This is a genomic window from Corallococcus sp. AS-1-12 (assembly GCF_020036995.1).
GTDB lineage: Bacteria > Myxococcota > Myxococcia > Myxococcales > Myxococcaceae > Corallococcus.
On the sequence record NZ_JAIQDD010000004.1, the window covers coordinates 177,014 to 198,170 of the forward strand.

Below are 21,157 nucleotides of genomic sequence, written 5' to 3' on the forward strand. Positions count from 1 at the left end.
CTCCCCACGCGCGCGTCGCGTGGGCAGCGTGACCGTGGAGGCTCACGACGATGATTCGACTCCAGCGCGTCTATGACGAGCACGGCCCGGCCCCTGATGCGGGGATCCGCTTCCTGGTGGACCGGCTGTGGCCTCGGGGGCTCAAGAAGGCGGACCTCCACCTGGATGGCTGGCCCCGCGAGGTGGGGCCCAGCACGGAGCTGCGGCGGTGGTTCGCCCACGACGTGGAGCGCTGGGACGAGTTCCGGCGCCGGTACACCCGCGAACTGGACGCGCACCACGACGCGTGGGAGCCGCTGCTGGAGGCCGCGCGCCAGGGCCGCGTCACCCTGCTCTACGGCGCCCGCGACACCGAGCACAACAACGCCGTGGTGTTGAAGGACTACCTGGAGGCCCGGCTGAAGCGCCCCGCGCGGACGAAGCCGCGCCGCACGGTGCACTAATCCGCGTCGCGCTCCAGCGCCTCCCACGCGTCCAGGATTTCGCGCGTGCGGCGCTCGGCGAGCGCGTGGAACTCCGGCGCCAGGTGGGCCACCTTGTCCGGGTGGTACTGCGCGATGAGCGCGCGGAACGCCTTGCGCGCTTCATCCCTCGGTGTGCCCCGCTCGATGCCCAGCACCGTCCACGGGTCCTTCGGCTCGGGCTCGGCCGCGACGGCGCGGCTGCCGCGCGGGGGCGTGGCTTCGTCGGCCTGCCACGCGCGGGCCCTCGACGCACCCGGGCGGCCTCCACTGCCCGAGGCACCGGGGTCCCGGCCCCTGGCGGAGCCGGAGCGGGCGGACGCCTCCTCGCGGGCGCTGGAGCGGCGCCAGGGGTCGGCGGGTTCCTCCGGCGCTCCGCTGTCGCTCGCGGGGCCGTAACGGGGCGGTGCTTTCGGCGCGGGCTCCGGGCGGCGGTGGCCGGGGCGCTTCTCCGGGTCGGGCGCGGGGATGCTCGAGGAGAGGCGGCTCAGGGCCTCCTGGAGGAACCACAGGTCCTCCGCGGGGCTGGCGTGCTTGCGCACCACCGCGCGCGGCTTGCCTCCCTCCAACAGCACGTAGCCCGTGGCCGCCGCGTAGGCGCGCTTCTTGTCCTCCGGATAGAGCCGGTCGCCCAGGTCCCCCAGCGGGTCGCGCCACATGCCCTCCGTGGTGCCCTCGTCCGCCACGATGACCTGCGCCAGCACGTGTCCGAACAGGTCATCCAGCGCCGCGAAGGGCTCGCGCGCCTGCGGTGCACGCGTCATCGCCGCGCCGTGGCGCACCCCCGCCACCAGCAGCGGCCCCTGCGCCGCGTCCACGAACGCGAAGAGCTTCTCGCGGACCTGCTTGTCGGAGAAGTAGAGAACGGCCTGCACGGTCTTCAGGAGCCTACCTGCTTGCGGCCGTTCTTTGGACAGGGTGGCGTGCGCGGGCGACAACACGGGAACAGTGCTTCTGATGGCTGTCGGGATGCCCCTGCCGCCATGTGCCTTGGAGGAAATCTCTTGAGCACCGTTCCCACCAACCACGTGGAGCTTACCCGACGCGCTGTGGCTTCCTATTGGAGTACCTTGCAAGAACAAGGGACCCGTCAACGTGATGGCGATGCGGACCGAGGCAAACGATCCGCAGTCACGGGTGGCAAGCAGATGAACGGGTTCTGCCACCTCATCAGTGAACTGCTGCGCGCAAACGGGTTCACCGACGAGCACATCCACATCGAGCAGAAGCTGGAACTCCCTGGCTATTTCCGGCCCACCAAGCGATGGGACATGGTGGTGGTCTTCGAAGGGAAGCTCGTCGCGGCATTGGAGTTCAAATCCATGGCGGGTTCCTTCGGGAACAATTTCAACAACCGGGCCGAGGAGGCCATCGGGACCGGTGCCGACATGCGACTCGCGCTCAAGAAGGGCGTTATGGGGAAAGGCGCAAGGCCCTGGATTGGGTGGTTGATGCTGCTGGAAGACAGCGTGGAATCCACCCGTACCGCCTCGGTCAAAGAGCCGCACTTTCCTGTCTTGCGTGACTTCCAACAGCAATCCATCGCAGGCCGGTTCGCCGTGCTCTTCCGCAAGCTGGTCGAGGAGCGCTATTTCGACTCGACGGCGCTGCTAATGTGCACTCGGACCGCAGGTCAGACCGGGCTCTACACTGAGCCGCATCAGGACCTGGCCATGAAGCCATTCCTGACCTCCCTGGCGAATCACCTTCAGCAGTTCCGCCGCTATTGACGAAAGAGCGACATGCAACTCCAGATGGATCTACCAACGCATTTCGGCCCGGACGCGTACCAGTATGGGAAGCGCACTTCGGGCGAAACGCATGGGGTCGTGCTGACGAAGCCCCACATCGTAGACCTCATCCTGGATCTCGCGGGCTACACGCGCGACCGCTGCCTGCATGAGCTTCGTCTTTTGGATCCTGCGGTCGGAACCGGAGCATTCCTGGTCCCCGCGATTCACCGGCTGATGGACGCCGCGAATCGACACGGCATCCGTGCTTCCACGCTGGGAGCGGCGCTCACGTCCTTTGACATCGACCCGTCGCATGTCGAAGCCGCACGTGCCCATGTGCGTGAAGCGCTGAAGGGACATGGCGTCGCGATGAAGGTCGCGGCGCGGCTGGCGGAGCAGTGGGTTCGTGTTGGGGACTTCCTACTGACCCCACTCGCGCCTTTCGATGTCGTGGTCGGCAACCCACCGTACGTCCGCATCGAGCAACTGTCCCAGGAACTCCAGACTGAGTACCGGCGGCGTTACGTCTCCCTCTTCGACAGGGCAGACCTCTATGTCGCGTTCATCGAGCGAAGCCTTGACCTGCTCAATCCCGAGGGCAGGCTGTCATTCATCTGCGCGGACCGATGGATCTTGAACCGCTATGGCGCCCCCTTGCGCATGAAGTTGACGGAGCGGTTTCGAGTCCACTCCTACGTCGATCTCCACCGCGCGTCGCCGTTCGAGTCCGATGTCATTGCGTATCCGTCCATCTTCTCCATCAGCCCGGGACGCTCGGAGCGGGTGGCGGTCGCCTCCATGGCGCGGGCGACACCGGAGGAGTGCGAATCCCTGAGCGACCAACTTCTCCGTGCGCTTCCCGTCACGCACCCGGGGGTTTTCGTCAGCACCTATGACCGCTGGTTCCAGGGTGACGAACCCTGGGTTCTCAGCACACCCGAGCACCTGGAGGCGCTCCGTGCGCTGGAGGCGCGATTCCAGCCCATCGAAGCGAGCGAGTCGACTCGGGTTCGCATTGGTGTCGCCACAGGGCGCGACCAGGTCTTCATTGTTCCCGCGGACGCGGACATTGAGGGGGACCGCATGGTACCGCTCGTGAAGCGCGAGGACATCCAGGGTGGTGTCATTGCGGACGCGCGACGCTGCGTCATCAACACCTTCACCCCAGAGGGGCGTCTCGTTGACCTGAAGCGCTACCCGCGACTGGCGCGCTACCTCAAGTCGCACGAACAGGTCCTCCGGCGGCGCCACGTGGCCCAGAACAACACGGCGGGCTGGTACCGGACCATTGACCGCGTCTATCCGGAGTTGGTCACGCGGCCCAAGTTGTTGATCCCTGATATCGCAGGTTCGAACGAGGTCGTCTTCGAGCCCGGTCACTATCACCCGCACCACAATCTCTACTTCATCACCTCCGAGGACTGGGACCTGGAGGTCCTCGGCGGATTGCTGAGTTCCAAGGTAGCGCTGTTCTTCATCTGGGCATACGCCGTGAAGATGCGTGGAGGGTACCTGCGGTTCCAGGCGCAATACCTCCGCCGCATCCGCACTCCCTCCTCTACGGAGTTGCCCCGAAAGTTGTCGGATGCACTCCGAAAGGCTTTCCGCCAGAGGGACTTCGCCAAGCTGGATGAGTTGGCGCTCGTCGCCTACGGGCTGAAGTCCCTTCCCGCCTTTGATTTTGTCGATACCCGACGTTAGGCGCAGGGCTACTCCTCAAGGAATTCCGACAAGACACGGTTCGAAGCGGCTCGACCCCGGGGCGGCCTTGCGGAAGAGTCACCCCCTCCTATGCGCTGCTGCCACCGCCACGCCCCTGCCGCCGCCGGGTCCTCCGACCCGCATCCGTTCAGCCTCCCCGGCGCCACCGAGCACTACGCCGCGCCCCGCCCCGTGCGCGCCGAGCACGTGCGCATCGAGCTGGACCTGGACTTCGCCCTGCGCGCCCTGGCCGGCACCTGCACCACCCGCGTGTCCGCCGTCCGCGCCGTGTCCACCGTCACCTTCGACGCCGTGGACCTGGACGTCACGGAGGCCCGCGTCGACGGCCGCTCCGTCCCCTTCTCCAACTCCGGCGCGCACGTGCGCGTGGAGCTGCCTCGCGCGCTCGACGCGGGCCAGGCGTGCGACATCGCGCTCACCTACCGCGCCCGCCCCCGACGCGGGCTCTACTTCTGGGGCCCCGACGCGGGCTACCCCGACCGCCCGCTCCAGGCGTGGACGCAGGGCCAGGACATCGACGCGCGCTGCTGGTTCCCCTGCCTGGACACGCCCGCGCAGAAGGCCACGTCGGAGGTCATCGCCACCTTCCCGGCGCACATGACGTCGCTGTCCAACGGCGTGCTCGTCAGCGACGTCACCAGCGGCGAGCGGCGCACCCAGCACCACCGCATGGCGCAGCCGCACGCGCCCTACCTCGTCACGCTGGTGGTGGGCGAGTTCGACGAGGCCACCGACACCGCCGGCACCACGCCCCTGCGCTACCTGTTCCCCAAGGGCCGCCGCGAGGACGCGCTCCGGTGCGTGGCGCGCACGCCGCAGATGATTGCCGCGTACGAGTCCATCACCGGCGAGCCCTACCCGTGGAGCGGCTACGCGCAGGTGTTCGTCACGGAGTTCATCCTGGGCGGCATGGAGCACACGACCGCCACCACGCTGGTGGACACCGTGCTGCACGACGCGCGGGCGCACCTGGACTACACCGCCGAGCCGCTCATCTCCCACGAGCTGGCGCACCAGTGGTTCGGCGACCTGCTCACCTGCCGCGACTGGCCCCACGGCTGGCTCAACGAGGGCTTCGCCACCTACTTCGAGGTGCTCTGGAAGGAGCGCGGCGACAACCGGGACGAGGCCGACCATCACCGGGCGCTCGACCTGGAGGCCTACCTCTCCGAGACGCGCGAGCGCTACGCGCGCCCCATCGTCGCCCGGAAGTTCCAGGCCCCCATGGACCTGTTCGACCGGCACCTCTACGAGAAGGGCGGGCTGGTGCTCCACGAGCTGCGCCGCCGCGTGGGCGATGACCTCTTCCTGCGCGCCCTGCGCCACTACGTCGCGTCCCACCGCCACGGCGTGGTGGAGACGGTGGACCTGGCGCGCGCCTTTGAAGAGGCCACCGGCCACAACCTGGACCCCGTCTTCGACCAGTACGTCTTCTCCCCCGGCCACCCCGAGCTGAAGGTGGAGGTCCGCTACGAGGTGGACGACGCGCGCCTGCGCATCACCGTGCGCCAGACGCAGCGCACGGACTCGGGCACGCCCGTCTTCCGGCTCCCGCTGGAGGTGGCCGTCACGGTGAACGGCGAGGACACGCGCCACCGGCTGGAGCTCACGGACGCGGAGCACCGCTTCCACCTGCCCTGCCCCGCCGCGCCCACGCAGGTGCGCGTGGATCCACGCCGCGACGTGCTGGGCACGCTGGACGTGGACAAGGCCGTGGGGCTGTGGCGCGAGGAGCTGGCGAACGCCCCGGAGGCCCGCGCGCGCACGGAGGCCGCGCACGCGCTGGGCAAGGACGGGGGCCTGCGGTCGGTGGAGGCGCTGGGCCGCGCGCTGAAGGACGCGAAGCTGTTCTGGGCCACCCGCGCCGCGTGCGCGAAGGCGCTGGGCCGCGTCCGCACGCCGGAGGCCCGCGGGCTGCTCCTGGACGCGGTCGCCACCGGGCACCCGCGCGTGCGCCGCGCCGTGGTCGCCGCGCTGGGCGAGTTCCGCCACGACGTGGAGGCGGCCGGGAGCCTGCGCGCGCTGCTGAAGGCGGGAGACGCCAGCTACTTCGTGGAGGCGGAGGCCGCCCGCGCGCTGGGCCGCGTGCGCGCGCCGGACGCGCTGCCCCTGCTGGAGGCCGCCGCCGCGAGGCCGTCGTTCCAGGACGTCATCGGCGCGGGCGCGATGGACGGGCTCGCGGAGACGCAGGACCCCGCCGCGTTCCCGGTGGCCGTGGCGCGCACCGCGTACGGCCAGCCCGCGTTCCTGCGCCGCGCGGCCGTGAGCACCGTGGCGAAGCTGGCGGAGGTGGCGAACCGCAAGCGCGAAGCGGTGGACCTGTTCGCGCAGCTCCTGCGCGACCCGCAGTTCCGCGTGCAGTTGGCGGTCTGCGACGCGGCCTCCACGCTGGGCGACCGCCGCCTGCTGCCCGCGCTGGAGGGCACGACCTTCAGCGACCCGCGCACCCGCCGCTACGCCCGGGAGGCCGTGCGCGCCCTGCGCGAAGGCGCGCCCCAGGCCCGTGAGGTCGCGTCGCTGCGCGAGGAACTGGACGCGCTCAAGCAGGAGACGCGCACCCTGCGCGAGAAGCTGGAGACGCTCACGCTGAACGCTCAGCCAGCCGCCCCCGCGCGAAAGCCCGTGCGCAAACAAGCGGCGAAGCGCGGCCGCACGCCGCCCAAGCGCCGGCGCTGAGCCGCGGCTTCAGTCGGTCTGTCCCTGCAACGACTGGCGCAGGAGCGCGCGCCAGTCCTCGAGCAACGCGGGCGACACGTCGTGGCCCAGGTCCGGATAGGTCCGCACGTCGATGGGGACGCCCCGGCCCTTCAGCTCCGCGACCCGCTCACGCGTGTGCTCCACGGGGATGATGGCGTCCTGCTCTCCCTGGAGCACCCACACCCTCCGCGACGCGGGCAGCCCCCGCGCCGGGTCGCCTGGCAGCCGTGTCCCCATGGGCACCGCCGCGTCCACCAGCTCCGGGTGCCGGATGGCCAGCATCCACGCCAGGTCTCCTCCGTAGGAGAACCCCGTCACCACGACGCGGCGGAGCTCCGGATGCGCCGCGCGGACCTCGCGGATCAACGCCGCGAGCCGCTCCGCCATGCGCTCCACGTCCTCCGTCTTCCCCTCCCACGTCTTCTGCTCGTGGTCGGCCTGGAACCACGTGAAGCCGTCACGGCGGGGCCTGGGGCCCTGGGGCAGCAGCGTGCGCACCGGGATGCCCAGCGATTGGATGGGTTCGTCCCAGAACGCGGGCGAGGAGCCGGAGAAGTGCAGGGCGACGAGCAGCGCCTCGGGCTTCGGAGCGCCCACCGCCTCGCTCTTGTAGACGAGCGGGCTGGGCGCCGCCGGTGGCGCGCCCCGGGTGCCCGCACAGGCCATCCCCAGCAGTGACACGGCGAGCAGCACGGCGACGGTTCGGGGTTCACGCATGCTCCTTCCTGTATCCGCCCGCCCGCCCGGCCTCCAGGGGGGCTGTCAGCGCCCGGCCCTCCGGCTTCACCGGGCCGCTCCGGCCCACAGTGTGTACCTGTAGGCAAAGGGAACGCGCACGGGCGCCAAGACGCGCGCCCGCCAACGCCGGGGAGCCCCCACCGCCCGGCAGGGCCGCCACGCGGAGGAACGACGCGTGCCGGTTCCCACCAGGAGCGAGGCATGGCCGGAGGAGCCGCACGGGAGCTGGAGACCATCTTGGACGCAGCGGTGGACCCCTTCATCGCGTGCGGCCCGGATGAGCGCATCCTGCACGTCAACGCGGCGACGGAGCGGCTGCTGGGCTGGGACCGCGAGCAGCTCCTGGGCAGGCCCGTCACCGACCTCTTCCCGCCCCGCCTGCACCACTTCCACGGCCTCAGCCTGCCGCGCTACCTGCTGTCACGCCGCAAGGCGCTCGGCGGGCGGCCCACGCGCGTCTTCGCCCGGCGGCGCGACGGCGTGGAGCTTCAGGTGGAGGTCACCGTGGGCGCCACCGGCCCGGACGGGCATGAGCGCATCGTCTTCACGCTGCGCCGGCTGCACGAGGTCATCGACTCGCTGGAGGAGCCGGTGGAGCACGTGGCCGGCAGCCCCGGCGTGGCCGTGCACCAGGAGACGGCGGACCGGCTCTACCGGCTGCTCGTGGAGAACGCCCCGCTGGGCATCTTCCACTTCGACCTCACCCCGGTCGTCACCGCGTGCAACGAGCGCTTCTGCGACCTCATCGGCACGTCGAAGCGCAACCTGGTGGGCCTGAACCTGCTCACGCTGCGCGACGAGCGCATCAAGGCCTGCGTGCGCGAGTCGCTGGCGGGCCGCCCCTGCGACTACGAAGGCGACTACCGCGCGCTCACCACCGGCAAGGTGACGCCCGTGCGCGTGCGCTTCGCCCCCTGCTACGCCGAGGACGGCACCGTGGAGGGCGGCGTCGGCATCGTGGAGGACATCACCGAGCGCCGCCGCGTGGAGGCCGAGCGCGAGGAGAACCTGGCCCGGCTGGACCTGCTGGTCCGCAGCGCGCCGGTGGGCATCGGCTTCCTGGACACGGACCTGCGCTACGTGCGCGTCAACGAAACGCTCGCGCGCATCAACGGCCTCCCGGCGGAGGCCCACCTGGGACACACGCTGCCGGAGCTGCTCGGGGAGCCGGGCGCCCTCGCGGAGCAGGGGCCCCGGGCCGTGCTGCGCACCGGCGAGCCCCTGGTGGACCAGGAGACCCTCTCCGACACGGACCTGGGCGCCCCCGGCCCCCGGCGCTGGTTCCGCAGCAACATCTACCCCGTGCGCACCCCCGACGGCCGCGTGCTGGGGTTGGGCGTCCTCATCGAGGACATCACCGAGCGCCGCCGCGCGGAGGAGGAGCGCGCGCGCCTGTACCGCGAGGCCCAGGAGGCCATCCGCGTGCGCGACGACTTCCTCTCCATCGCGAGCCACGAGCTGAAGACGCCGCTGACGCCCCTGAGCCTGCGCCTGGCCACGCTGGAGCGCCGCCTGGAGCGCGGCGAGAACCTGGACCCCGGCGTGCTGCGCCACGCACGCCACCAGCTCACGCGCCTCACCGGCCTCATCAACGACCTGCTGGACGCGTCCCGCATCGAGGCCGGCCGCCTGGCCCTGCACCCGGAGTCCACCCGCTTCGACCTGCTGGTGGAGCACACGCTCGCCGGCATGGAAGGACAGAAGGGCAACCACACCTTCGAATTCGAGCACCCCCGGGAGCCCATCTCCGTCCACGGCGACACGTTCCGGCTGGAGCAGGTCGTCTCCAACCTGCTGGAGAACGCGCTCAAGTACAGCCCGGACGGCGGCACCATCCGCGTGCGGCTGTCCCTGACGGACGACGTCGCGGTGCTGTCCGTGACGGACCCGGGCATCGGCATCCCGGAGGACCAGCAGCAGCAGCTCTTCGACCGCTACTTCCGCGCGCGCAACGCCTCCACCCGCTCCTACGGCGGGCTGGGCCTGGGCCTCTACATCAGCCGCGACATCGTGGAGCGCCACGGCGGCCGCATCTGGGTGGAGAGCGTCCCGGGACGGGGGTCCACCTTCTACGTCGCCCTGCCGACGCTCGCCTCCGTGCGGCCCTCCCTCCCGCAGGTGTGGCCGGATCGCCACCTTCACTGAAGCCCCCGCCGCCCCCGCCTGAAAGAACTTCACCCCCGCCTCTCCGCCCCCGACAAAGGCTCCATGCAAAGGGCTGGAATCCCACGCTTCCCCGCCCTGGCACGCCCCCTGCTCTACCCGGGCGCACGGGAGGGAGCAGATCCATGGAGAACATGACGATGACGAGCGAGTCCCCCATCAGCCAGGACAACGAGGGGTGGGTGGTCCGGGTGAAGGTCGGCGGACGCATCCAGGAGGTGCGCTGCACCTCGGAGAACCAGGCGCGCTACTTCGCCGCCGTGCTGGCCTTCAACGCGGCCCCGCCCTCGCGCCTGCGCAACTAGCGCGCGAGGAGGCAGCGCCCGGCGTCAGGCATTGCGCCGGGCGATGTCGGTCGACAGCACGTTGGCGAAGGACACCCAGCCCAGGTACGGGGCCATCAGCCACGGCGCCTTGCGGTCCACGCGGCTGGCGGCGGCGGTGTACGCCGCGATGCTGCCCAGCAGCGCCCAGTTGTCCACCGCCGCGGCCTTGAGCTGGCGCTTGCGGAAGAACAGGTGCGACCACGCGGCGTTGAGCCCCAGTTGCACGAACCACAGGCCCAGCGCGCGCGAGCGCTCGGCGCCCGCCGGTGAGCCCCAGATGCGCCAGCCGGAGACGGCGATGAGCCCGTAGAGCGCCGTCCACACCGGCCCGAAGAGCTGCCGTGGCGGCTGGAAGGGCGGCTTCTCCAGGTGCTTGTACCAGCGGCTCTCCACGGCCTCGCGGGTGCTGCGCGCGCCGAGGTAGACCGCGCCCGCCGTGAGCGCGCCGAAGGCGCCCAGCGCCACCAGCGATTCACGGTTGAGCGTGGCGTTGTGTTCCAGGCCCTCGGAGCCTCCCAGCTCGCTGAGCTGCATGTCGTTCCTCCCGGACGTGACGAAGCCGTCGTGCGAGCCCACAAGCTGTGTCCTCGCACAACGGCCTGCCATGTCCGCCCGCCTGCCTGCCCATCCTCAGGGCTGCGCGGGGACGGCCGCGGAGTCCATGGGCGCGCGGGTTTCTCGGGATCCTCCTGGATGAAGGTCCACTTCCGTCACGCCCCGCACGTGCCGGGGGGCCGGGTCCCGGAGTAGCGTCGCGACGTCGACCTCGTGGGGAGGGGCCGTGACGGGTGAGACGTGGAAGTTGCTCCAGGAGCGCTGGCGCCATCACGGACGCGTGATGCTGGGGATCGCGCTGGTGGCCACACTCGCCGCGTGGGCGTGCGAGCGGGGACTCGAAGGCACGGAGCACGTCGCCTACGACGAGGCCCTGGTCCGGTTCACCGGCGGCCGGGAGAAGTCCCAGCAGGTGGTCGTGGTGGCCATCGACCAGAGCACCCTCGATGAAATCAGCCAGGACGCGCAGCTCCAGCTCAACTTCGGCAACTGGCCGTACACGCGCACGTTGTGGGCGCGCGTCGCGCAGGAGCTGAAGGCCGCGGGAGCCCGGGCCGTGCTGTTCGACGCGGTGATGGATGAGCGGACGGCCGACGCGTCCGCCGACCTGGGCTTCGCGCAGGTGCTGCGGGAGACCGGCCTCCCCTTCTACGTGGGCATGGTGAGCAGCGCCTCCGCGAAGCCGCTGGCGCGCGCGGACTTCCAGGCCTCCGTGCCGCTGAAGGCCCCCGAGTCCGCTCCCGCCGCCAGCCCTCCCGGGGACGAATCCTTCCCCGAGGCGTTCGAGGACGCGCCGGCCCCCGCCCCCCCCGTGCTGACGCGCGAGGCCCTGGCTCGGGCGCTCGCCTTCCCGGCGAGCCAGACACGTGGGGCGCTGCCGGCGCTCCCGCGAGGGCACCACCCGGTGCCTCCGACGCCCGCGCTGGTGGGCGCGGTGAGCGGGTTCGGGTTGGTGGACACGGAGGCGGACGGGGACGGCTCCATGCGCCGCACGTCCTTCGCGTACACGGACGGCATCAACACCTACGTGACGCTGCCGGTGCGAATGGTGGCGGACCTGCTGGGCGCGAAGGAGGTCACGTTCTCCGGCCGCACGCTCCGCCTGGGCGAGCGCACGTGGTCCGTGGACGACAATGGGAGCGCCGCGCTGGACTACGGCGGTTCGCTGTCCGAGCGCTTCGAGATGGTGACCCTCTTCGCCGTGCTGAACGACTGGATCCACCGCTCCAAGGGGGAAGCGCCGGAGCTGCCCGCGGCCCTCTTCCGGGACAAGGTGGTCGTCATCGGCGGCACGGCGGTGGGCCTCAACGACATCAAGGCCACGCCCTTCTCCGCCACGCAGCCCGGGCTGGTGAAGCAGGCCACGGTGGTGGACACGCTGCTGGCGGGGACGTTCATCACCCGCGCGCCCCTGGCCGTGGACCTGGGCCTGACATTCCTCGTCGCGCTGGTGTCCGCGGTGCTGCTGATGACGGCGCGCTGGACGCCGCTGGAGGTGGCCTGGCCGGTGGCGCTGGTGCTGGGGCTGCACGTGCTCACGGGCCTGCTGCTGAAGTCAGCGCACACGCACGTGCGGATGGCGATGCCCGCGCTGGCGGGCGTGGGCGCGAGCGTGGCGGCGCTGGCGTTCAACCACCTGGTGGCGAACCGCGAGACGCAGTTCATCCGGCAGGCGTTCCACCGCTTCATGGAGCCGAAGCTGGTGGAGCAGATGATCCGCTCGCGGCAACTGCCGCGCCTGGATGGGGAGAACAAGGAGATCACCGCGTTCTTCAGCGACATCCGCGGCTTCTCCACCTTCAGCGAGCGCTTCAAGGAGGACCCGCGCCAGTTGGTGCGCATCCTCAACACGTACCTCACGGCGGTGAGCGGGGCGCTCCTGCGCGAGGGCGGGTGCCTGGACAAGTACATCGGCGACGCGGTGGTGTGCCTGTTCGGCGCGCCCATGGCCCAGCAGGACCACGCCGTGCGCGCGTGCCGGGGCGCCCTGGCGGCGAAGGCGGCGGTGGACGCGCTGCGCGTGGACTTCCGCGAGAAGGGGTTCCCGGACGTGTACACGCGCATCGGCGTGAACAGCGCGGTGAACTTCGTGGGCAACTTCGGCAGCGACCAGCTCTTCAGCTACACGGCCATTGGCGACGGCATGAACCTGGCCGCGCGCCTGGAGGGCGCGAACAAGGCCTACGGGTCGGTCATCATGATTGGCCCGCGCACGTACGAGCTGGCGAAGGAGCACATCGAGGTGCGCGAGCTGGACCGGGTGCGGGTGGCGGGCAAGACGGAGGCCGTCACGGTGTACGAGCTGCTCGCGCTCAAGGGCCAGTGGGATGCGTCCACGCGGCACACGGTGGCGCGCTACCACGAGGCCCTGGGGCTGTACCGCGAGGCGCGCTTCGCGGAGGCCGCGGCGGTGCTGGAGGCGGAGGCCGCCCGGTCGCCGGAGGACGGGCCCACGGCGAAGCTGCTGGAGCGCTGCCGCGAATACCTGGCGTCACCTCCGGAGAAGTTCGATGGCGTCGCGAATCTGGAGAAGTGACGGCGTATCAGGGTGGGGAGGATGACGATGAGACGATGGACCTGGGGCGTCGTGCTGCTGGCGCTGGGGCTGCCGGCGACGGCCGCGTGGGCGGTGAAGAAGGACGAGAAGCTCTACGTGAAGGCGCGCAACACGCGCGTGCTCAAGAGCGCGGTGCCCACGGCGGACGTGGTGGCCGTGCTCCAGCCCGGGCAGCAGGTGACGTGGAGGGGCGCGGACCCGAAGAACGCGCAGTGGCACCAGGTGACGGAGCCCGGAGGCAAGGCCGGCTACGTGTTCCAGACGAACCTGTCCACGAAGCCGCCCGACATGGAGCTGGTCGCCAAGGACGGCAAGGCGCGCGGCATCGACCCCGCCGCCTTCGTGTCCAGCGGCGCGGCGGTGAAGGCGCTGAGCCCGGGCGCGGAGAAGTACGGCAAGGAGAAGGGCGGCGGCTACGCGGACGCGGTGACCCAGCTCAAGAAGCTGGAGGGCCTGGCCCTCAAGGTCACGCCCGTGGAGATTGACGCGCACGTGAAGCAGGCCGGGCTGTTCCCGGTGGTGGCGCCCCACACGAAGCTGGGTCCCCAGGCGAAGAAGGCGGTGAAGTGATGCGCTCGCGCATGGGGATGCTGGTGGCCGCGGGCCTGGGGCTGTGCCTCACGTCCTGCGCCCAGATGGCCAAGGGGTTGAAGGCCGCGAACCTGGGGGAGGACGCGAACCGGGTGGCGGCCGCGGCGGAGAAGGTGCAGTCCTGCGACAAGCTGAAGGTGGAGCCGGCCATCCAGGAGGAGTACGCGCTGGGCAGCGCGCTGGCCATCCACTGGGCGCGCCAGGGCGGCGGGCTGATGCTGTCCGGCGCGGCGGAGGAGAAGCTGAGCACCTACGTCAACACGGTGGGCCGCAACCTGGCGATGCAGTCCCCCCGGCCGGAGCTGGGCTGGACGTTCGGCGTGCTCAAGGACACGGACAGCTTCAACGCCCTGTCCGCGCCCGGTGGCTACGTGTTCGTCACGCGCCGGCTGCTCCAGGGCGTGGACGACGAGGCGCAGCTCGCGGGCGTGCTGGCGCATGAGATTGCCCACGTCGTGCTCAAGCACGCGCTGCACCAGTACGTCGACGTGAAGGTGAGCACGTGCAAGGGCGCCGCGGTGGCGGGCGCCGTGGTGTCGACGGTGGCCTCGAAGGTCGTGGGCGCGAGCCGGTCGGACGGCCGCCTGGACCTGGACTCGGACACGGGGCTGATGGGGAAGATGGTCGAAGGCACCGTGGAGCTGGCCGGCAAGGGCCACCGCCGGGACGAGGAGCTGGCGGCGGACGCGCTCGCGGTGGAGCTGCTGCTGTCCGCGGGCTACGACCCGGAGGCGTACTCGCGGCTGCTCGGCCAGACGACCGGGGGCGGCGGAATCCTGGCGAACCACCCGAGGAAGGAGGAGCGCCAGGAGCGCATCGCCGACCTGCTCCAGGCGCGGCGGAACACCGAGGATCCGCTCGCGCGGGTGGACGTCGCGTCGCTCCACCGGCCGGCGCTGCCCGCGGCCTTCGCCGTCGTGGGGCCCGTGAAGAAGGCCACGGGCGTGGCGAAGGACGCGAAGTAGGCGGGAGGGCCCTTCAGCGCACCGTGGCCTGGCTCAGGGCGCGGTGCACGGACTCCAGGGCCTTGCGCGCCTCCAGCAACTCGGCGCGCTCGGCGGTGAGGGACGCGACCTGCTGGGCCAGCACGTCGCGCTCGCCCTGGAGCGTCTCCACGGCGCGGCGCAGGGAGGCGGACTCGTCCTTGGCGCCCTCCAGCTCCACGGCGAGGCGCTCCTCTTCGGCCAGGCTGTCGGCCAGGGCCTGCTTGCCCTTGGTCACGACCTGCTCCAGCGCCTCATGCTCCTTCGCGGCGGCCTGGAGGGCCTGGCGGGACTCCTGGAGGGACAGGAGCGCCTCATCGCGCTCGCCTTCCAGGGAGGCCAGCTCGCGCTCCAGGTCGGCGAGCAGCTTCACGCGGCCCTCCATCTCCGCGGACAGGCGGCGGGCCTCGTCCATGCGCAGGCGGGCCTCCTCGGTGGCCTTCTCCGCCTGACGGCGGGCGACCTCGAGGTCCTGGGTGAGCGTGAGGTTGAGCGCCTTGAGCTTGGTGAGCTCCGCCTGGAGGTGGGTGATGCGCTCCACGGCGCGCTGGCCGGCCTCCGCGACGGTGGCGGGCAGCGGCTCCGGGCGCGGGTTCTCGCGCACGGCCTTGAGGCGGGCCTTGAGCTTCTCCCGGCGGGACTCGGAGTCGTCCTCGCGGGGAGGCGCGGGCGTCTGCACCTCGACGGGGGCGGGCGCGGCTTCCTGTCGGGCCACCGTCTCGGTGGTGGTGACGGTGGAGGCCTGGACGGCAGCGTACGTCGTCATGGGCTCGGCCTCGGAAGGCATGCGGAGGGCCTGAACGCCCATCCGTCCATCGAACTGTACTCCGGGAGGCGGGCCCGCGAAGGTGGCCGGCATCCCCCGGGGGGCCTCCGCCTGCGCCATCGCCGGGGGCGGAGACGCGAACGTGACCGGCGCGGCGGCTTCCGTGTGCGTCCCGGCGTGGGCCAGGGGCGCCACGCGCGTCGCGTCCACGTGCGTCGCGGCCTCCGGACGCGCCGTCAGCGCATCCCAGCGCGCGGCGGCGGGCGGGGGCGGCTCCACGTGCGTGGGCGTCGGCTCGGCGCCCAGGGGCTCCCGGCCGAAGGCCTCGACCACGGACTCCCGCTGCTGCGCGACGGACACGTTCCACGCGGACGCGGCCACGGCCTCCGCCACCTCGCGGTGCGACACCGGCGGCACGGCTTCCGCGTCCCAGACGGACTCCTCGGGCGCGGGCGCCTGCGCCACGTTCCAATCCGCCGCGGTCTCCTGCGCTTCAGCTTCCAGCCAGGGCGCGGGCGGCGCCTCCTCCTCCACGCGCGCGGCCTCCGGGGACACCAGCGCGGACAGCGCGTGGGACACCGGCGAGAACGAGGGCGCCGTCACCGCCGGCAGCCCGTGCGCGGCGGGGGGCGGCGCGGCGTGCCGGGGCGGGGCGTTCAGCGCGGCCTCCATCGCCTCGGCGGCGGTGGGACGCGGGCCGGCTCGGCGCTCGATGCGCGAGCGCACCTCGGAGGACAGGTCCGGCGACTCCGCGACGGGCGCGGGCGCTTCCGGCGCGGCGGGCTCCGGCGTGGCGGCGGCGGTCCCCGTGGGGTCGGCCGGGTCGAGGGCACCCGTCAGCGCCCCCAGGCGGAGGCGCGGCTTCGCGCGGGACACGTTCTGTTCGAAGGCTTTCTTCATGGGGAAATCTCAGCCGGCTTTCGTCGCGGTGCCGGCCTTCACCGCCGCGGCGTGCGCGGCCACCAGGCGCGGCAGCACGTTGTCCAGCATGGCCTGGATGTCGTTGGCGCCCTTGGACGTGGGGTCCGCCACGAACACCGGGCGGCCCTCGCTGGAGGCCTGCGCGAACTTGGTGCACTGCCGGATGATGGTGGGCAGCAGGTACTCGGGGTAGTGCGTCTGGAGCGCCTCCAGCGCCTCCTTCGCCAGCTTGAACGTCGCGTTGAAGGAGTTCACCACGATGAACACGTGGTCCAGCACGTGGTTCAGGTCCTCCTCCAGGCTCTGCACCGTTTCGAACAGCAGCTTGAGGCCGTGGAAGGACAGGAAGTCCGCGAGCACCGGCACGAACAGGTCGTTCGCGGCCATCAGCGCGTTGAGGTTGAGCAGGCCGAAGGACGGCGGCGCGTCGAAGACGATGAAGTCGTACTGCGCCTCCACGTCCTTGAGCGCGTTGCGCAGCTTGAACTCACGGCCGGCCATGGGCATCAGCGCCAGGTCCACCGTGGACATGCTCAGGTTGGACGGGATGAAGTCCAGGTTGGGCAGGGTGGACTTCTGCACCACCTGCGCGAGCGGCGTCTTGCGGACCAGCACGTCCAGCAGCGTCTTCTCGAAGTCCTCGCCCTCGTAGCCCAGGCACTTGGTGGCGTGGCCCTGGCTGTCCAGGTCGATGAGGAGGACCGCGTAGCCCAGCTCCGCCAGGCGCCATGCGTAGGACGTGGAGAGGGACGTCTTGCCGGTGCCGCCCTTGAAGTTGAGGAAGAGCTGTTTGCGCAGGCCCGCGGTGGGCGGGAACTTGTTGAGCGTCGTGCGCAGCTCCCACACGTCTTCCGGGCCGTAGGCGTCCTTGCGCAGCTCCGCGGGGATGGACTTCGGAGTCACGCCGAGCATCTCGGCTACCTGCTTCGAGCTGTACGTCGGCACTTCCATGAACGACCCTTCGGATGACGTGTGAGGCCTGGGCGAGTCCCACCTTGCCTCAAGCGGCGAAGTATTTGTGCCCCCTTCGCACGATGGCCCCTCGGGCCACCAGCAGGGCAACAGCCTCCTGGGCCAGCTCCGCGGGAGCGGACAGCCCGGACGTCAGCTCGGCGAGCGAGCGTCCCCGGACCGCGACCCGCACCTCCTGCAACATCGCCCCACACAGCGCCTCCACGGGAGACGGGCCGCGCTTGGGAGGAACCGGAGGCGCGGCGGAAGGCGCGGGGGCCCGGGCGGGAGGAGGCGCGCCCATGGCGACCAGCGCGGCCTGCACCGGCGTCCGCCGCACGGCGGGCTGCGCGGGCGCGGCGGGGGCCACCGGGCGGGACGGCGGCGCGACGGGGCCCGAAGCAAAGGACACCGGCCCACCGTTCGAGACCCGGGCAGGCACAGGAGCCGCGCCGTGCATCACGGCCGGTGCGGAGCGGGCCGCGCCCACGGTGGCGACCGCGAGCGCGGGGGCGGCCATCGGAGTCGCGGCCCACTGCGAGCTGTTCGCGGCGACGTCCGCGAGCGACACCGGCACGGCGGTGTGCTCCGGAATCGAAGGGAGGGCCTGCGGCGCGGAGGCCGGAGCGGCCATCGCGGCCACCGTCTGCGCCTGCGCCACCGGCTGCGCTGCATTCACCGCGACGGGCTGCGCGCCCTGCACCGCCGTGGGCTGCGCCACCTCCGCGGCCACGGGCGCGGGCTTCACTTCCAGCGTCGCGCGCACGGGCTTCACGGGCAGCGTCGCCAGCCGGCGGATCTCCCGGCGCCGGTGCGCATCATCCAGCGCGACCACCGCGGACACGTCGTGGCCCAGGATGCGCGACAGGCTCTGCGCCGCCGCCTTGCGCACGCGCGCCTCGCCGTCGTCCAGCGCGCCCAGGAGCAGCGTCCGGGCGTTCTCACCCCGGCCCGCGCCCAGCGCCAGCGCCGCCAGCGCGCGGACCTCCGGATCCGTGTCGTGGATGGCGTCCTCGCCCAGCCGCCGCGCCGTCTCCCCCTCCAACCCCAGGGCCAGGAGCGACGCGCGCCGGCGCACCGACCGGTCCGAATCCTTCATCGCCTGCGCCAGGTGCGGCGCCGCGTCCTTCGGCGCCAGCACCAGCAGCGCCTTCAACGCCGCGATGCGCACCTCCGGCACCGGCGACGACAGGAGCGGCGACACCACCGACGCGCCCTCCTCCCGGCACAGCCCCGCGAACGCCTGCACCAGCGCCACCTGCGCCGTCGCGTCCGTCTCCGCGTGCAGCGCCGCCGCCAACGCGGGCGCCGCCGCCGGATGCGCCAGCGCCTTCAGCCGCTCCGCCGCCCGCACCCGCGCCGCCGCGTCCGCCGCCGACAGCTCCCGCACGGAGAACCCGAACAGCGTCTCGTCCGTGGTGCTGCCCGAGTGCCCGGACAGCTCCGCCATCTGCTCCGCGCTCACCCGCAGGCGGCCCTCGCTCTGCAGCCGCTGCGCCTCGCGCGCCACCGGCGACAGCCCCGAATCCGACGCCACCGCCGAAGCCCGGGGCGGAATGGCCGGCGCGGGACGCTCCGTCCACGGCACGCTCGGCTCGGAGGCCTTCAGCGGCACCGCGGGCCCGCTGTACGGCGTGCGCACCGCGGGCACGTCCCCGCGCAGGATGACCTCGCTGCGCAACTGCGAGATGAACGACGCCAGGTCGAACCCCAGCTCGTCGGCGTCGTCCTCGGCCACCGCGCGCGCCTGCCCGGAGGAGTGGATCCGGCTCGCGTCCAGCAGCTTCGCCATCAACTGGTCGCGCTCCAGCCGCAGCGCGTGGTTGAGCCGGGACAGCTCCTCGCGCTCGGCCTGCGCGCGGGCGCTCTTCACCTCCAGCGAGGCCACCTCCCGGCGCAGGTCCAGCTCCCGCTGGTGCCCCGCCGCCAGGTCCTCCTTGAGGTGCGAAAGCTCGTCGCGCGTGGACGCCAGCTCGCCATGCAACTGCTGCGCACGGGCCTCGAAGTAGACGATCTTTTCGAGTGCGCTCTTGAGCAGCGCGTCCGGACGCTCGTCACTCACGACTGGCTCTGGCCTCCCCGCGAAGGCGCTCGGCGGCGCTCCCCGGTTCGCTTCACCGAAGGGACTCCCCGGTATCCCGGCTCGCCGCCGGGGCGGGCACCTTATGTCAGCCCTACGTGCTACGTAAACCACGGAAACACCAGGGGTTTTCCCCCGCCGGGGCACGCCATGATTGACAACGCCGCCCGGGCCGATTTTTCGGCCTCGCGCTCGCGTGCACGCATGCTCCAATGCGGCGCATGGCCCCGACGCGCATCGACACCGAAGTGACCCGGATGTTGGGCATCCGCTATCCCATCATCGCCGCCCCCATGTTCCTGGTGTCCAACGCGGCGCTCCTGGAGGCCGCCGGCCGCGCGGGCGCCATCGGGGCGGTGCCGTCGCTCAACTACCGCACCGCGCAGGCGTACCGGGACTTCCTGAACACGTTCCCCCAGGACGTGCCCTTCGGCGTGAACCTCATCCTCAAGTGGGCCGAGCGCCTGGAGGAGGACGTGGCCGCGACGGTGGAGCGGAAGGTGCCGCTGGTCATCACCAGCCTGGGCGACCCCACGCCCATCGTGGAGCGCGTGCACGCGTACGGCGGCAAGGTGTGGAGCGACGTGATTTCGCTGCGCCACGCGGAGAAGGCCGTGAAGGCCGGCGTGGACGCGCTCGTCGCGGTGGGCAGCGGCGCGGGCGGCCACGCGGGAAACCTGAGCCCCCTGGTGCTGGGCCCGTGGCTGAAGGCGGAGCTGGGCGTGCCGGTGGTGCTCGCGGGCGCGCTGTCCACGGGGCGCCACCTGGCCGCCACGCTCGCGCTGGGGATGGATGGCGCGTACGTGGGCACGCGCTTCCTGGCCACCGAGGAGGCCGGCGCCGCGCCCGACTACAAGCAGGCGCTGGTGGACTCGGGGCCCGAGGACCTGGAGTACACGAAGGAAGTCACCGGCGTGCACGGCAACTTCATCAAGAGCGCGCTGGAGCGCTTCCGCGCGGGCCAGGGCAAGGCGTGGAAGGACACCTGGAGCGCGGGCCAGGGCGTGGCCTTCGTGAAGGACGTGCTGCCCGCCGCCACCGTCGTCGAGCGCATGGTGCGCGAGTACTCCGAAGCCCGCGCCGCGCTGCCGTCCGAAGCCTGAAGCAGCGCTGAAGCCCCCCCCCGGGCATCGAGCCCCGCTTCCGGCACCTGTCGCCGGAAGCGCGCGGTCTGCCCGGACCCTCGCGGCCGTCGCGAATCGCACGAAGCAACCTGGCACGTCGGGCGACCCCTCACGGCCTTCCCGTGACGTCTTGGGAGGGGCGGAGGCGCGAGCGCCTACCACCCCGGTTCGGCGCGCGTGTCACGCGCGAAAAAACACCCGGGAAGCCTTGCCAAACGCGCGCGTGGGAACGGCGGAAACGGCGGATTGTCGAGGGTTTGCGGGCCCTGTCCGCACGCCCGGGGATGTCAGACCCCACTCGTAATCTGTGTCTCACGAGGTCACGCAAGGCAGCGACTTCTCCCCGGTACCTCTCCGTCTGAAAAGCGGGGGGAGAAGCTCCTCTTTCGACAGGTTTTGCACGCCATGGAACAGCGACTGGCAACCCTCATTGGAAACGCGGTGCGAGTGGCCCGGCAGCGGCTGGAGCTGACGCAGGCCGATGTCGCCGAGCGCGTCGGCATCGCCACCGAGGTGTACGGCCGTTTGGAGCGCGGGCACATGCTGCCCAGCGTGCGGACATTGCGGAAGCTGTGCCTCGTGCTGAGCTGCTCGTCGGACGTGCTGCTCGGGTTGAGCGCGACGGCGGCGGTGACGGAGGACGGCGCGCCGCAGCTCGCGGAGGATCCGCCGGAGTACCGCGAGCGTCCGGAGGTGCGGCGGCTGATGCGCACCGTGCGCAAGCTGGACTCCCCGCGCCTGCGGCTGTTGGGGCAGGTGGCGCACGCCCTGGAGCGATGAGGCGCGGGC

Annotated in this window: 17 protein-coding genes; 11 read left to right on the forward strand and 6 right to left on the reverse strand. The window is 71.7% G+C overall.

Going from position 1 to position 21,157, the window contains the following annotated elements:
- Nucleotides 1–50 precede the first annotated feature (50 nt).
- Nucleotides 51–443: a DUF488 domain-containing protein gene (locus tag K8556_RS08015; RefSeq protein ID WP_223739434.1), complete on the forward strand. Its 393-nt coding sequence runs from the start codon at nt 51–53 to the stop codon at nt 441–443.
- On the opposite strand, the gene K8556_RS08020 is transcribed toward K8556_RS08015, so the two are convergent.
- Nucleotides 440–1,336, reverse strand: coding sequence for a J domain-containing protein (locus tag K8556_RS08020; RefSeq protein WP_223739435.1), 897 nt, complete (start codon nt 1,334–1,336; stop codon nt 440–442). The two genes, K8556_RS08015 and K8556_RS08020, sit on opposite strands and share 4 nt — an antisense overlap.
- A 129-nt stretch (nt 1,337–1,465) precedes the next feature.
- Here K8556_RS08020 and K8556_RS08025 point away from each other — a divergent pair, with 129 nt between their 5' ends.
- From K8556_RS08025 to K8556_RS08035, 3 genes are all read left to right on the forward strand, one after another.
- Nucleotides 1,466–2,191: a PaeR7I family type II restriction endonuclease gene (locus K8556_RS08025; RefSeq protein ID WP_223739436.1), complete on the forward strand. Its 726-nt coding sequence runs from the start codon at nt 1,466–1,468 to the stop codon at nt 2,189–2,191.
- 12 nt (nt 2,192–2,203) lie between these two features.
- Nucleotides 2,204–3,895, forward strand: coding sequence for an Eco57I restriction-modification methylase domain-containing protein (locus K8556_RS08030; RefSeq protein ID WP_223739437.1), 1,692 nt, complete (start codon nt 2,204–2,206; stop codon nt 3,893–3,895).
- A 90-nt stretch (nt 3,896–3,985) separates the two neighbouring features.
- Entirely contained in the window at nt 3,986–6,592 is a 2,607-nt protein-coding gene (locus K8556_RS08035) for a M1 family aminopeptidase (protein ID WP_223739438.1), read from the forward strand.
- 9 nt (nt 6,593–6,601) lie between these two features.
- Here the strand turns inward: K8556_RS08035 and K8556_RS08040 are convergent, their stop codons facing one another.
- A complete protein-coding gene (locus K8556_RS08040; RefSeq protein ID WP_223739439.1) occupies nt 6,602–7,330 on the reverse strand; it encodes an alpha/beta hydrolase in 729 nt (242 codons plus the stop codon).
- 222 nt (nt 7,331–7,552) lie between these two features.
- Between K8556_RS08040 and K8556_RS08045 the strand changes: the two genes are divergently transcribed.
- Together K8556_RS08045 and K8556_RS08050 are read left to right on the forward strand one after the other, a co-directional pair.
- Nucleotides 7,553–9,496, forward strand: coding sequence for a PAS domain S-box protein (locus K8556_RS08045; RefSeq protein ID WP_223739440.1), 1,944 nt, complete (start codon nt 7,553–7,555; stop codon nt 9,494–9,496).
- Nucleotides 9,497–9,639: 143 nt separating this feature from the next.
- Entirely contained in the window at nt 9,640–9,819 is a 180-nt protein-coding gene (locus K8556_RS08050; protein ID WP_223739441.1) for a hypothetical protein, read from the forward strand.
- Between the two features lie 24 nt (nt 9,820–9,843).
- Here K8556_RS08050 and K8556_RS08055 read toward each other — a convergent pair whose 3' ends face one another.
- Nucleotides 9,844–10,446, reverse strand: a complete 603-nt coding sequence (locus tag K8556_RS08055) for a TspO/MBR family protein (RefSeq protein WP_306799729.1) — start codon at nt 10,444–10,446, stop codon at nt 9,844–9,846.
- Nucleotides 10,447–10,621: 175 nt separating this feature from the next.
- Here K8556_RS08055 and K8556_RS08060 point away from each other — a divergent pair, with 175 nt between their 5' ends.
- Genes K8556_RS08060 through K8556_RS08070 form a run of 3 tightly spaced genes read left to right on the forward strand, consistent with a single transcriptional unit; the run spans nt 10,622 to nt 14,508 of the window.
- Nucleotides 10,622–12,931 (forward strand): adenylate/guanylate cyclase domain-containing protein, encoded by a 2,310-nt coding sequence (locus K8556_RS08060; RefSeq protein ID WP_223739442.1) that lies wholly within the window; start codon nt 10,622–10,624, stop codon nt 12,929–12,931.
- A 27-nt stretch (nt 12,932–12,958) separates the two neighbouring features.
- Nucleotides 12,959–13,522, forward strand: a complete 564-nt coding sequence (locus tag K8556_RS08065) for an SH3 domain-containing protein (protein ID WP_223739443.1) — start codon at nt 12,959–12,961, stop codon at nt 13,520–13,522.
- Nucleotides 13,522–14,508: a M48 family metallopeptidase gene (locus K8556_RS08070; RefSeq protein ID WP_223739444.1), complete on the forward strand. Its 987-nt coding sequence runs from the start codon at nt 13,522–13,524 to the stop codon at nt 14,506–14,508. Before K8556_RS08065 ends, K8556_RS08070 begins: the two co-directional genes overlap by 1 nt.
- 13 nt (nt 14,509–14,521) lie before the next feature.
- On the opposite strand, the gene K8556_RS39445 is transcribed toward K8556_RS08070, so the two are convergent.
- Genes K8556_RS39445 through K8556_RS08085 form a run of 3 tightly spaced genes read right to left on the reverse strand, consistent with a single transcriptional unit; the run spans nt 14,522 to nt 19,226 of the window.
- Complete coding sequence (locus K8556_RS39445) at nt 14,522–16,192, reverse strand: extensin-like protein (RefSeq protein WP_304503946.1); 1,671 nt, start codon at nt 16,190–16,192, stop codon at nt 14,522–14,524.
- 9 nt (nt 16,193–16,201) lie between these two features.
- Complete coding sequence (locus tag K8556_RS08080; protein WP_223739445.1) at nt 16,202–17,164, reverse strand: ParA family protein; 963 nt, start codon at nt 17,162–17,164, stop codon at nt 16,202–16,204.
- A gap of 49 nt (nt 17,165–17,213) precedes the next feature.
- A complete protein-coding gene (locus K8556_RS08085; RefSeq protein WP_223739446.1) occupies nt 17,214–19,226 on the reverse strand; it encodes a HEAT repeat domain-containing protein in 2,013 nt (670 codons plus the stop codon).
- 239 nt (nt 19,227–19,465) lie between these two features.
- Here K8556_RS08085 and K8556_RS08090 point away from each other — a divergent pair, with 239 nt between their 5' ends.
- Nucleotides 19,466–20,347 carry a nitronate monooxygenase family protein gene (locus K8556_RS08090; protein WP_223739447.1) on the forward strand — a complete coding sequence of 294 codons (882 nt, stop codon included), beginning with the start codon at nt 19,466–19,468 and terminating at the stop codon, nt 20,345–20,347.
- A 426-nt stretch (nt 20,348–20,773) separates the two neighbouring features.
- Nucleotides 20,774–21,148 carry a helix-turn-helix transcriptional regulator gene (locus K8556_RS08095; RefSeq protein ID WP_014393392.1) on the forward strand — a complete coding sequence of 125 codons (375 nt, stop codon included), beginning with the start codon at nt 20,774–20,776 and terminating at the stop codon, nt 21,146–21,148.
- Nucleotides 21,149–21,157: the final 9 nt, after the last annotated feature.